This is a genomic window from Paenibacillus sp. FSL H8-0457 (assembly GCF_038051935.1).
In the GTDB taxonomy this organism is placed as follows: domain Bacteria; phylum Bacillota; class Bacilli; order Paenibacillales; family Paenibacillaceae; genus Paenibacillus_AQ; species Paenibacillus_AQ lautus_A.
Window position 1 is genome coordinate 5,513,620 of sequence record NZ_CP150293.1, and the last position, 13,184, is coordinate 5,526,803.

Consider the following 13,184-nt stretch of genomic DNA (forward strand, 5'->3'; position numbering starts at 1 on the left):
GCCATATCCTGACAGTGTTTATTATGTACGGAAGGAGGCATTCGGAATAGTCCTCATTGTGTCACAAAGAGTACTCAACCTAAGGATTGTGCGGCAATCGGACTTCCGGTATCATCTTAATTTCTACTTTGTCAAAATGAGGACTTCACACAAGGGTCAGGATATGATTGAGTAAGGAGGTCCCGGTTCGTTTCTTCTATCGAACCGTTACGTTATACCCTTAAACCGTCAATCCATCAGCAAGGGGTGCTGGCATTATATGAAGATCAAACCCATTTTACAGAAGACCTATTTTCGAACCTTTCTTTTACTGACCACCGTTCTGATCTGTTCCATTATTCCTTTCGTCTATTTACTGTCTGCGGAATTCGCAAAATATACCATGCTGGAGGTTCACAGCAATTCGCAGAACGAAGTCAACAACCTGGCTTCGAAGGCCGAAATGATTCTCGGCAATTTGAAAGCCAACGGGCTCAGCATGTATGCCGATCAGAATATTCAGAACTGGTTCTTCAATACAAGCAACGATCCGCTCATCAACCATGCTGCACTCGTCGCCCAATCCAATTTCATGTCCACCGAACCGCTCATCCAGCGATCTTATCTGATTAATTTGAAGCACGATCTTGTCGTCGATTCCAAAGCCGGAATCGTCCGTAATGAATCCTTTGCCGACCAGCGCATGCTGGAGCGCGTGGAGTCATTCCACCCCCAATACTTGCGCTTCTTTAATCATTCGCTGGATGGTTCGGACTCCCTGGCTCTTATTCTGCCTGCAACCCCCGAGAAGCCGTCTGACTATTATCTCGTGCTGCTCGTTGATAAACCGCTGCTGTCGAAGCTTCTGTTCGGCCAAACGGTCTCCTCGGAGCAAGACATTCGGATTCTCGACGAGCATGGGCAGCTTCTATTGGGCATGTCCAATCCCGCGCTGAGCGGACAGCTTTATCAAGCGAGCCGGGAGCAGCAGGACAGCGATTTTCAAGTTCGGCTTCCCCACCAGAGATGGTTCGTCAATACAGCCAAGCTGACTACTGAAAATTGGTCGGTATACTATTCGAACGAGTATCATATTTTGACACGCCATATCTCCTTATTCCAACAAAAATTGATAACGTATACATTGCTGCTATTGGCACTCCTCTCCTTGTTGTTCTTCTGGAGTTCTCGCCGTTCCTTGCGCTCCATCACCTTCTTGTCGGAAAAGCTGAAGGGAACGGTTGCGTTCGCAAACTCCACGACCGATGCCAAGCCGGATATCCAATGGATCCATGACGGCATCGATATGCTGCTGAATAATGTGGAACAGCTTCATGAATCCATGAGAAACCAATCCGAGCTCGTTCGAACGGAGCTTCTCGCCCAGTGGATGCTCCACGGGACGCCGGGTACCAAGAGCTACGAATATATTCAGACCAAGACCAAACTGGCCTCCTGTGAATCTCTGTTTTTGGCCGTCCTTCGGATCGAAGCCTATACCGTCTTTTGCGAACGTTACGATTTCCCCTCCCGGAAATTGATCAAGTACGCCATACGCAATATTAGCGAAGAAGTGATTGGAGCAGGTTCTTATGCAGCCGAAGGCTTGGATATGGGCGGCGACCATATCATACTGGTCATTGGGGGCCATGCATCCGGCGAGCTTCAACTACAACGTCTTCTGGAGGAGACCCAGAATCAGGTAGCCTGCATCCTAAACGTTGATACAACCGCCGCAGTCAGCAATGCCTATGACTTTGGCGCCAATATCCGAAATATCTATGACCATATCTACGAATTGACGAAGCTGCGATTTCTTAACGGAGAGAAGCAAATTTTTCTGGAGAGCGATTATGAAGAGTTCATGGCAGGGTATCCTTCTGCATCTGAGGCGCTGGAGACAGCCGAGATCATTAAGGCGATTCGCCGCGGCCGCCCGGAGACCGCGCTCGTTCTGCTGGGTCAGCAGATGAAGCACGTCCATGAGCTGCCTTATCGCGACTGTAAGCTTAACCTGACCTACTTTACCTATGATCTACTCAAGAACTTCAACAAGTCCAGCGTCCTGCACGAAATCAGCAGCATCCATCAATTGCTGGAGCGGTACAGCACGCTGTCCGAGTTTCAAGCATGGCTGGAGAGCATCGTCACGATGCTCGCATCCGAGACCGAAGTTCCGAAATCCTCGAGCCGCAAGGAAGAGATCGTCTTGGAGATCAAAGAGTATGTGGACAACCACTTGCAGGATGCGCAATTATCGATCGAGCAGGTAGCCGACAATTTTTCCTTCTCCGTCAGCTATATCCGGCAGCTATTCAAGGAAATCATGAACGTATCATTGTCCGAGTACATCCTTCAGGAACGAATCGGGAGAGTGAAGGAAAAACTGACATCCAGCCAGCTCTCGGTGCTGGAGATCGCTGATCAATGCGGCTTCATATCCAAAGGGCATTTTTTCTCCGCATTCAAGAAGTTCACGAATCTCACTCCGAAACAGTATCGGGAAATCCACGGAGACTCCGCCGGTAAAGATATCGCTTCTCCCAGCTTATCATGGAGAAGCGGCAGCTAGGTACGCTTGTTCCGCAGAAACAAGTTCAAGTCGAAAAGGACCTCTCCGGTAGGGCTCTACGGCGCTTACGGAAAGGTCCTTATTCGTTTATCCAAAAAGCTCCGGCGCTATTTACCGGTCGTTTCTTGAACCGGCTCCAGCCCTAGCTTCGGATTCGCCAAGTCGAGTTTATACATGACTTGATTGTAGTTATACCGCGGCGTTGGGACATGATTCGTGAATGTATTCGTGTAGGTTCCTTCAAAGTAGATGATTCGGCCGCCGTCCTTGTTGAATTGTTTATGCTGGGCTACGTTATAAAAAGTATAGTCGTTATGCGTAACAATATGCTTGGCATTGGTCCAAGGACCTTGAGGCGATGGTGCTTCCGCGTACCAGACTTCCCCAAGTACCGATGTCTTGCCTTGTACCTGCTGCGCGATCATCACGTAACGCTGCCGATATTCATTCCATTCAATGGAGCTTTGGGCGATTTGAACGTCTTCACCAGTATCGATATCCTTCAATTGATAATAACGCGGGTCGTCAGCTTTGATCAGGCCTAATTGGATCAGCTCTTTTTCTTGTTCTTGGTTGAGCGGCTGAGTGTCCTTTTTCCAGCCCCATACGAGCTTGCCGTCCGCGTCGCGTTCCAGCGACGTTTGATCCCCGTTGTATGTCGTTCCCGGCGTCAGGCAAGTAAACGATTCGTATTGGGTATAGTCGATGATGGCGTCATAGCTGGCAGCAACGCGCAAATTCGGAATTCGGTGTTCGGTAAAGAGCCAATATCCCTCCCCGCCCTCCTCGTAGTAGGTCGCCTGTCCGCCCGGATGGCGCCAATCGTCTTTGGAAGGGAACTGGACGACCTGCTCAAACTCCTTCGTGGTGTCGTTAAAGACGAGAATACCGAAGGCGGTGGGTTCAGGATTGTGCGTGCTGTAGCCGGCGAGCAGACGCTCCTGTCCGGTGCTATCTTTGGCGGTCATCAGACCGAATACCCAGGCTATGCCTGCACCGTCAGGCAGTGGCGGCACCAAACTTTTGACGAAACCGTCTTGATTCGTAAAATAGTCCAGATTCACGCCGACATCCGGGTCCAGCCCCCCTTTACTCGGAAGCTTGGAAGTCGCACCCGTCACGCGGAAGTTCCCCAGTGGATAGGCCGGTCTGTCGGTATCGCCCCAAAACCAGTACAGCTTATTGTTGTGCTCAATCGTCTGAACGGAATCCTGTCCCATGACCAGACCGTTGATCAGCGGCTCCTTAATGGGCGGCTTCTGGCCAACGAGTAAGCTGTCGCGATAAATGCCTTGGCCTGTCAGCCGGTACAGCCGCTCTGCAATGTTGATCCGATTCATCTCGAGCGTTACACTGCCGTTGGGCTTAACCTCTACAGCCTGCCCCCGGTTGCCAAACATATCGGCAGGAATGTCGTAGCCGTCGCTCGACATATGGAAGAAGACCGTCTGGTCCATCAGACCTGGCTCGTCGAATGCCACAATTCCGGCACTGTCCGTATAATACAGCACACTGTTCGTCGTCTTCAGTTGGACATGAGGAATGCCCCTGCCCGTCTCGGCATCCACGACCTTGATCATGAATGGAACCTGGACTTTCATCTTCTCACTGCTCACATTCTGCTCGGCGCTGCTTCCGGCCGCCTGCGCTGCGATCGCGGCGCCCGGCGCCGTCATGGCCATCAGCAGGATGCAAGTCCATATCCCCGCACGTTTCCACTGTTTCAGTTTCATTACTCTTACCTCCCGGTCTTTGTCGTTTTAATAGAAAAAATCATTGCACTGTCCCGATACCGTCTGTTCAAACCCTATTTCTACAACCATGGTTACGAAATACCTCTGGATGCGATTGATCTATCGCGGCCAAGCGATCGAAGCGACGCTGAGTCTCATCGCTTCTCCGTTGTTGGACTCCTCACTAACCACCTCCTTTCGCAGTAAGGAGAGCAATACAAAAACGTAGGGGATCGAGCAATAAAAAGCGTCTATCGACGTGCTTATTCAATGAAGCCAGATTACATAGCACCGGAACTTTTCTTGCGGTATGAGGAAGCCTCGTCTCGAAGCCTATAATGTAAGCGAATACATAATTCTTTATGTGTAACAGCCGCTCAAGCTGCGCGGCTGTTCTCTGTGAAGAAACGTCTTTTGAACCCATAAATCTGCTTATGAATATCGCGCGAAGCGGCTCAGGCGAATAGGGCAGGTCCGCTTCGAAGAACTTTCCAGAACTTTGCACAGATCTCGGGATGCATATTGCGGATCACCTGCCCCATGCTGATGAAGGAAGCATCGGTTCCCTTTTTCCCCCCAATAAATAGTAGAAACTCTACCAACTAAGGACAGTTGACGTCAGGAGCCCATTCGCATGCGCGACCAATCAAACCCGATCGCCTCCCGTATGGATACTTACGCTCACAGACCGTGATCGAGTCGCCGATCATGACCAGGGGCTGCCCTTCGTTCAGCCTCATCCCCTATTCCTCCCATACGGCCGGAGCCTGATCGTCTTCACCTCGAACGGACGGAACTGAAGCGATACCTCTTCGCCCTCGTGCGGCAAATCCGCCAACTTCGCCTCCAGCATATTGGTCTCATAAACCGCCGCAACGGACAGCCCGAAGTGAAGCCCGCACGCTACGGAAGCTCCCTTGCTCTCGTACAGACGCACGATCCAATCGCCCGATCCGTCTTCGGCAAGCTTGACCGTCTCCGCGATCACATTGGCTTGATCGATGGAGAGCAACGTTTGCGCCTCCCGGCCCCCTCCGGACACGAGGCTGACAGGATAGTTCAGCTCGTAAGCTTCCCGCACGACAGGACTATCCAGGAACGCGCCGTTCCAGAACGTAAATCCATATGTAAAATGATGCGTCCCTTGATCGGACGTCTCATCCGGCCACGTCGGTGCCCGAAGCAGCGTTAGGCTCATCGTGTTGTCGTTGACGGAAATCCCGTATTTGCAATCGTTCAGCAGCGAAAAACCGCGGTTCGTCTCCGCAAGCGCCGACCATTTATGCTGAACCACTTCGTAACGATCCGCATCATGCGGACGCGAAGCATGATTCGGCCGCTTGACGTAACCGAACTGAATTTCCTGCAGCGACTCGTTTGTGTGAACGCGAACAGGGAAATCGACTTTTAGCAGCTTATTCTTCTCGCGCCAGTGAATCGTCGTATGGAATTCCACACGGCGGCTGCCGGCACTTAGCCGGATATCCTGGATCAGGGTCGATTGGTTCAGTTCGCGCTCGACCCGAATATTCGCGAAGAGCGGGCCGTTCGCGGTAACGGAAACTTTGGCGCTCGCATTCAGCTCGACGGGTGCCAAGCGGTAGCGCCGATCGATCTCCCAAGCATCGAAATCCGAATTTTGATCCCGATACATCCGCATGACGTTGCAGCGATCCGCCGCCCATTCCGTGCCGGTCTCCTTGTCGGAAATAGCTGTTAACTCGCCCCGTTCGTTTATTTCGAGCGCAATCCATTCATTCTCCAGACGCGATTCCGTCGCAAGGACCGCCGACGCTGCTGGAGCACCCGTCGCTTCCGCTTCAGCCTTGTACGTCGACCAGCCCATGGAAGGGGCCTCCACCTCGGCATAGGTAACGCCTTCGTGCAATTGCACCGGCAGAACCGCCCCGTTCCCATCCGCAATGCCCTGAACGCCGGCAGGCAACGCGACCAGCTCCTTTCTCGGCCACGACAGCGAGTTAAAGACGGTAACCCGGGATGCATCGCCGTCCGTGAGCGCATCCCTTGTCTCCGAAGCCAAGTCATACACGTTCTCATTCAATGCCTTCAGCTCCATCTGTGCCTCTTCATGGACGCGATGGATGGAGGAGCCCGGCAGAATATCGTGGAACTGGTGCAGCAGCAAGGTCTTCCACAACCGCTCCAAGTCCTCGTAAGGGTAAGCCCGGTTATTAAACAGCTCCGCCGCAGCCCCCCATAGCTCCGCCTCGCGGAAACCGATTTCCGCCTTCCGGTTCAGCTTTTTGATGATCGCTTGCGTCGTATATGTTCCGCGGTGAGCGGGATAATAGAGCTCTCCTACATATTTGGCTTCAGGAATGCCTCTTTCGATCTGATCCTCAAAAAATTCGATCGGCGAGCCATGTTTCGTCTTGGGGACGCCTTCCAAATTGCCGAGCCTGCGCATAAATTCGAGATCATCCCGATTGGAGCCGCCGCCTCCGTCGCCGTGTCCGAACTGCGTGAGCCGCGTGGAAATTCCTTCAAGCTGGACGCGATCGCTCCACTGATGGATCAAGAACGACGGGTTGATCCGAATCGGGTAGTAATCGCCGTAGTTCATCAGATGCGTCAAAATTTGCGAACCGTCGATCCCTTCCCACAGGAACGTATTATGCGGGAACGGGTCCGCTACATTATCATAAGTACCGAACAATTTTGTAGACGCGAAATAATGGATCCCGCAGCCCTTCATAATTTGCGGCAGGTTCCCGGAATAGCCGAATACGTCAGGCAGCCACAGCATCTCGTTGTCCACGCCGAATTCGTCCTTGAAGAACCGCTTGCCGTGCAGCGCCTGCCGGATCAGGCTCTCGCCGCTGGGCAGATTCGTATCGGGCTCCACCCACATGGAGCCTTCGGGAACGATCCTCCCTCCCTTTACAGCCTGTTTGATGCGCGCATAAAGCTCCGGATACAGCGTCTTGACCACCTGGAACAAATACGGCTGGCTCTGGGTGTACGTGTATTCCGGATATTCGTCCATGAGCGCCAGCTGATTGGACATGGTCCGCGCAATCTTCCGCTTTGTCTCCGCGATCGGCCACAGCCAGGCGACATCCAGGTGGGACTGTCCCATCAGGTACAGGGTCGGCGCCGTCGAACCGTTCACGCAGGCCAATAGCGGCTCCATCAACTTCCGACACTGCTTAGCGTTCTCGCCGAGCGATTCCTGCCGGAGGGTCAGGTCAATCGTCGCGAACACCTGAGTCAGGCAACGATCAATCTCCGCCACGCGGAGGGATTTGGAATCCAGATGATTGCGAAGATCGTACAAGCATTCCAAATCGATGAAAAACTGGTAGACTTCCTCTTCAAAAACGCAGAGCTGCGACTCTCCGAACGTCGGCCTGGAATCCGAATGTCCGGCGTACGCTTCCGCGACGATTTCAAATGACTCGCCGGCTTTTGCCGAACGGGTTAAAGTTACGTAATGATGGTTAAGGTCCTTTGCGCCGCTCACGCTACCGTTTATGTATACGGTCGCTTCGGATCCGAAATCAAGCATCGCCACTAGCCGTTTGCCTTCGGCCTCTTTGGGAACGATGATGTTGGAGCGGAACCAGCCGTACCCCCATTTTTCTCCCCACCGCTGACCCGGAGCGTAACTCTCAAACGGTTGTCCATCCATTTCATGAATGAACAGTTGTTCCATTGTCGTAAAACCGGAAAAATCTATAGAAGTAAGCTTCGTTATCATAAATGGATCTCTTTTGTTTAGCAGCTTTTCCACATGGAATAAAATCTCTTTTTTTTCACTCAAGGTTTCTCACATCCTATGATTTCGTTATCTTTGTTTTGATCCTATCGTTTTGCAACATAAGCGCCCCTCCGCGGTAGCAGCGGAGGGACGCTCTCTCTATTCGTTTCCTAGCGCTCTTTGTGCAGCATCATTATAGATTTTCAGCGCTTCATCAATGTTGCCCATTTTTTTGACCTTATCGATGAATGCCTGCCAATTGTCGAAGCTGTTCTTCCCTGCTACGAATTTGGCTTGTTCTTCCGTAACGAACGTCTTGATCGGGTTCATAATCTCCGAAACCCGCTGGCTTTCGCTCCCCGTGAGTTGAATCGACGGCTCGCTCAACCAGGAAGGAACATAGTCGTTCTCGGGCATGGGCAGACTCGTCAGGAATTCCGCCTTCTCAATCGGCACCTCTTCATATTTGCCGTTGAATACCGTATAGTCTGTCGCGGCAAAATCTACGAACGCTCTTGCGTCGCTTACCATCTGCAGACCGGGGTTATGGTTTCGGCTTGCGCGCATGCCGTATTTATCCCCCTCCAACCAGGGATCCTTGGCCGTTTTCAGCGAGTCGACAAAGGTCGGAACGCCGTCTTCTCCGATCGTATAGGTCGTGCCCTCGATTCCCCAAGTGATGAGCTGGATCATTTCATCCGAATATTGATAATCGATGAATTTGATCAATTCTTCAGGGTTTTTGACTTTCGAGCTTACGCCGTAGACTCCCCAGCCCAAGTCAGGGGTATTGCCGTTCACGACCTCCTGCCAGGCTTTTCCGTACTTCGGATTGTCGGGATACAACGAAACCGCGAAAATCTTCCCGTCGTCGGCCGTTCTCGTATACTCGGCCGGCGTCGTAAACCACTGTGTCAGCCACATGAGGTTGTCGCCGTTCAGCGCTTTTCTTTTCAGCGTATCGTCTGTATCAATGGTGTATTCCGGATCTAACAGCTTCTCGGCATACAGCTTATTTGCAAATTGGAGGGCATCTTTATATCCTTCATCCAAAACTCCGTATACGTATTTCTCGCCGTCCCAGAAAATTTCATCCCGGATATGGTTCGCGGAGAACAACGATCTCAAGCTATTCCACTTTGTCGCAACGGGATATTTGTCGGGGTAGAGCTCTTTAAGTTTTTTGGCAGCCCCATAAAATTCATCAAGCGTTTCCGGAATTTTGATGTTATTGGCCTCGAACACGTCATAGCGGTAGGCAGACGTATTCTGGATGAGCATGCCGCGATCCTCGGGGAATCTGGGCGTGGAGGTTTCTTTAAAGGTGAACATGTTGCCTTCAGCATCCGTTACCCGCTTCATCCCGTTTTTTACCTTGCCAATGTAGTTCATATAGTTCGGCATTAAATCTTTATACTGGCCTAACTCGAGAAGCTGGCCTTGTTCGGCCATTTCGGTCGTATCATAGAACAAAGGCGTCACGAAGAAATCCGTCAGATCGTCGCTTGCGATCATAAGTTTGACCTTCTCGTCATATTCGGAAGACGGAATATAGTTATATTCAATTTCCACCTTCTTGCCCATATAAGCTTCCATGCGTTTATGCCATTCCTTGCCTACCAGGCTGTTCGGATTATCCACACCGTTCGCAGGCAGCGTGACCGAAAAGCGCATGACTTCTTGATTCTCTTCATGGGTATCGGTTTTTTTGGAATTATTCGAACATCCGGAAAAAACCATCAGTAGGGCCAATCCGAGGACAAGCATCTTTGCCAATTTGTTCATTCCATTTCCCCCTAATTTGCACAATGAACCGCTTCTTCTTCAAATCTGCTATTCGTTACTGATCATGAATGACTGCACACTTAGCTAACTTGCACCGCCGCATCCGCTTCTCTAGCCTTTGATGGAGCCGACGAATATCCCTTTGGTGAAATGCTTCTGGAAGATCGGATAAATACACATGATCGGAAACATGGTAATAATGATGACGCTCATTCGTACCGCCTTTGGATCAAGCGTTTCCCCCGGAGCATTGATGGCGACCGCGCCGCCTCCTACCCGCCCTTGAATCGCAGTCGTATCCAAGGTAAACAGGTAGTTTCGAAGCACCATCTGCAAGGGATACTTGTCCTGATCTCGCAAATAAATCAAAGCCTCGAACCAACTATTCCAGCTTCCGACAAGACCAAATAGAGCAAAGGTTGCAAACAGCGCTTTGGACAACGGAAGTATGATCCTGAAGAGAACCACCAAGTCACTCGCCCCATCGATATAGGCGGAGTCCTTCAGCTCAGAAGGAATATTCAGAAAGAAGGTCCGAAACAGAAACACATTATAAGCACTGATCGCACCGGGGAGAATCATGACCCAGACCGTATCCAACAGGTTCAATCCGCGCATAAGCAGATAGGTCGGAATTAATCCGCCGCCGAAAAACATCGTAATCATGAGAAAAATGGTCAGAAATTTCTTGCCCGCAAATCCCGGAATCGTGAGCGGATACGCCATCAGTGCCGTAAACAGCAGCATGATGCCCGTAGAGCCGGCCGCATAAATGATCGAGTTCAGATATCCTTTGAAAATGTAAGGATCCTGAAACACCGTCGTGTACGCTTCCAGATTAAATCCCTTGGGCCAAATCGTTACGCTCCCCGAGGAGATGTAACGCGTGCCGCTTAACGATGTCGCGATAATGTTCAGAATCGGATACAGCACGACAATCAGGATGAATAGCATGATAACAACATTGAATACATCGAAAGCTCTGGAACCCAAACTAGCCTTTTTCAACATCCCACCACCTAGAACAAACTCGTCTCTGATACTTTCCGGCTTAACCAATTGGTCAAGTAAAGGATCGTAAAGGAAATAACCGACATGAATAATCCGATGGCCGTCGTGTACTCGTATTGTGCGCCCAGTATACCTTGACGATAAACATAGGATCCGATGACATCCGCTACTTCGTAAGTCTCAGGCGAATAGAGCAGAATGATCTTCTGGAAATCGCTCCCGAGGATTCCTCCGACGGCAAAAATCAGCAAAATAATGGTGGTCGGCTTGAGCGACGGCCATGTGATGTGCAAGACTTTTTTCCACCGGCCTGCGCCGTCTACATCGGCCACGTCATACAGCGTAGGATCAATTCCGCTTAATGCAGCAAGGTAGATGATGGTGCCGAACCCGACGCCCTGCCATATGCCGGAAGAAATGAAGATGGTCCGGAAATAGTCAGGTTCGAGAAGAAACATGATCGGGTCTCCGCCGAAGAATCCGACAATATGGTTAAACAAACTGTCTCTTGCCGTAAATTCCTTAAGCATCCCCGCAACAATGACGACCGAAATAAAATGCGGAAAATAAGAAACTGTCTGCACAAGCTTCTTGAAGCCCTTGTTCTTCAATTCATTAAACAACAGAGCCAATATAATCGGTGCCGGAAATGACCAAAATAAAGTATACAAACCAAGAAGCAAAGTATTCTTTAATACCCTGAACGCCATCGGATCGTTAAAAAAAGAAGCGAAATATTTTATACCTACCCACTCGCTTCCCCAAATCCCCTTGGAAGCATTGAAATCTTTGAAAGCGATTAATATTCCGTACATCGGAAAATAGTGAAAGATTAACAGCGTCAGAAAGCCGGGAAGCACCATAAGATAGAGATAGCGGTGCTTGATGATCCTGGCCACCAGCCTGTTATTGGTTGTTTTCAAAGGAACACCTCCTGACTGTTAGAGGTTGTTCAAAAAGTCCCGCTTTGATCACGAAGTAGCACTGAAAGTTTATTCGACATCGAATCTTGAATTCAGCCGGGCCTAAGTAGAAGCTTCCGAAGCATGTTTCCTGCGGAAACATTTCAGGTGCTCACGTACCCAAAACAGCAGATGCTTTCGAAGACGTTTTCTGCGAAAACGTGTAGCTCCACTCCTCAGTCCCTAGCTTCATCCAACTGAAGCGTTTTGAAAAAACGCACATCGGAAGCATAAGCTTCGGTGCTGAAAGTCTGGCTTTTTGAACACGCACTATTAACTTAACACGTTGTGATCGGATATAGCTGGTGTTATTGGTCCAGGTCGTATGAGCCTGGCCATTTGGTTCGTTCTATATGTAAGCGCATTCATTTTCACCCCCAGACTGTATCCTAACGTTCGCCGAAAACGCATTTGCTTTCGTCTACCGTCCCCTATAGATATGATTATCATGTTGTCTCACAACTTGTTATGCTAAGTAGAAAATAACACATACTATTTAGAGCGTCAACAGATAAAAATGTTTATGTTCTCCTCGTTAATTGGCATACTATCTCCGAATCGTGCCGAACTGACGATACCGATGGGGCGTTACATTATGCCTCCGCTTAAATAAGTTATAGAAGTAGCTGACATTATCAAGTCCGATTTCAAGGCTGATGTCCACGATATCCATATCCGTGTTCATCAGCAAATTCTCGGCGTAGGACATTCTCAATTCGTTAATGTACTGGGTCGGGGACATTCCGAGGTGCTTCCTGAACATTCTGCATACGTAGGCATGCGATTTACCCGACAGCTGGACAAGCGCAGCCGTTCCCCGCGTGAAGTGCTCTTTCTTTTTTGCCTCTCTGCATAGGGACTTAAACCATTCCGGTTGTCCAGTAAGTTCAATCGGATCTGCGTCAGCTTTGATATACCTAGAGAACAGGTCGGTCATGACGGCTCTTACCTCCGCTTTGACGGCCAGCTTCTTCTCCTGCGGGATCAGACTGAGCTGGTCCAGCCGGTACCGCACATATTCCTTTTCCATTTTGGACAGCAAGGTCCACGGCGGCATGGCCGGTCCAAGCAGTCTTTCGCTTGGAAACCCTTCCCCCAAGAAAGCTATGAGGTCTTCCAGGACCTGGCGATGGAACGACAAATTGATGAACTGGCAATCGCTGTCCGTCGTTTGCTCATAATAATGAACGTCCCGGTCCCGTATGAACACGAGTGTATTTTCCTGCAGCAGCTGTCTTTTGCCGTTAATGACATGCACAACGCTTCCTTTCAGGATAAGAAACAATTCAAAGAAGTCGTGCGTATGCATGCCGATCGTGTCGCGCACCGAAGCGATCAGCCGATAGTGGGCCTGAATTTCAGAATCAATGCCGTCTGCCGCATAAAGCTTCAACATGGGCGTTATCCCTCCTAGTTCGTAT

At 50.3% G+C, this 13,184-nt stretch carries 8 protein-coding genes; 1 reads left to right on the forward strand and 7 read right to left on the reverse strand.

Features of this window, described 5'->3' with window-relative positions; translation table 11 throughout:
- Positions 1-259 precede the first annotated feature (259 nt).
- Positions 260-2,551, forward strand: a complete 2,292-nt coding sequence (locus tag MHI43_RS24555; RefSeq protein ID WP_036659694.1) for an AraC family transcriptional regulator — start codon at positions 260-262, stop codon at positions 2,549-2,551.
- A gap of 107 nt (positions 2,552-2,658) precedes the next feature.
- On the opposite strand, the gene MHI43_RS24560 is transcribed toward MHI43_RS24555, so the two are convergent.
- The 7 genes from MHI43_RS24560 to MHI43_RS24590 form a co-directional block, all read right to left on the reverse strand.
- Positions 2,659-4,284, reverse strand: a complete 1,626-nt coding sequence (locus MHI43_RS24560) for a hypothetical protein (protein WP_051425275.1) — start codon at positions 4,282-4,284, stop codon at positions 2,659-2,661.
- A gap of 602 nt (positions 4,285-4,886) precedes the next feature.
- Positions 4,887-5,024 (reverse strand): hypothetical protein, encoded by a 138-nt coding sequence (locus MHI43_RS24565; RefSeq protein WP_200868598.1) that lies wholly within the window; start codon positions 5,022-5,024, stop codon positions 4,887-4,889.
- Positions 5,021-8,068, reverse strand: coding sequence for a glycoside hydrolase family 38 C-terminal domain-containing protein (locus MHI43_RS24570; RefSeq protein WP_036659696.1), 3,048 nt, complete (start codon positions 8,066-8,068; stop codon positions 5,021-5,023). The genes MHI43_RS24565 and MHI43_RS24570 overlap by 4 nt, the downstream gene beginning before the upstream one ends.
- Positions 8,069-8,164: 96 nt before the next feature.
- Positions 8,165-9,790: an extracellular solute-binding protein gene (locus tag MHI43_RS24575; RefSeq protein ID WP_036659698.1), complete on the reverse strand. Its 1,626-nt coding sequence runs from the start codon at positions 9,788-9,790 to the stop codon at positions 8,165-8,167.
- Positions 9,791-9,901: 111 nt separating this feature from the next.
- Entirely contained in the window at positions 9,902-10,798 is an 897-nt protein-coding gene (locus tag MHI43_RS24580; protein ID WP_015736932.1) for a carbohydrate ABC transporter permease, read from the reverse strand.
- A gap of 11 nt (positions 10,799-10,809) precedes the next feature.
- Positions 10,810-11,724 carry an ABC transporter permease subunit gene (locus MHI43_RS24585; protein ID WP_036659703.1) on the reverse strand — a complete coding sequence of 305 codons (915 nt, stop codon included), beginning with the start codon at positions 11,722-11,724 and terminating at the stop codon, positions 10,810-10,812.
- A 586-nt stretch (positions 11,725-12,310) separates the two neighbouring features.
- A complete protein-coding gene (locus MHI43_RS24590; RefSeq protein WP_036659705.1) occupies positions 12,311-13,159 on the reverse strand; it encodes a helix-turn-helix domain-containing protein in 849 nt (282 codons plus the stop codon).
- Between the last annotated feature and the right edge of the window lie 25 nt (positions 13,160-13,184).

What these genes read in the sequence shown, in the direction of transcription:
- MHI43_RS24555 (WP_036659694.1), top strand. Translation starts at nt 260, where the DNA reads ATGAAGATCAAACCCATTTTACAGAAGACCTATTTTCGAACCTTTCTT.
- MHI43_RS24565 (WP_200868598.1), bottom strand. Translation starts at nt 5,024, where the DNA reads ATGAGGCTGAACGAAGGGCAGCCCCTGGTCATGATCGGCGACTCGATC.
- MHI43_RS24590 (WP_036659705.1), bottom strand. Translation starts at nt 13,159, where the DNA reads ATGTTGAAGCTTTATGCGGCAGACGGCATTGATTCTGAAATTCAGGCC.
- MHI43_RS24575 (WP_036659698.1), bottom strand. Translation starts at nt 9,790, where the DNA reads ATGAACAAATTGGCAAAGATGCTTGTCCTCGGATTGGCCCTACTGATG.
- MHI43_RS24560 (WP_051425275.1), bottom strand. Translation starts at nt 4,284, where the DNA reads ATGAAACTGAAACAGTGGAAACGTGCGGGGATATGGACTTGCATCCTG.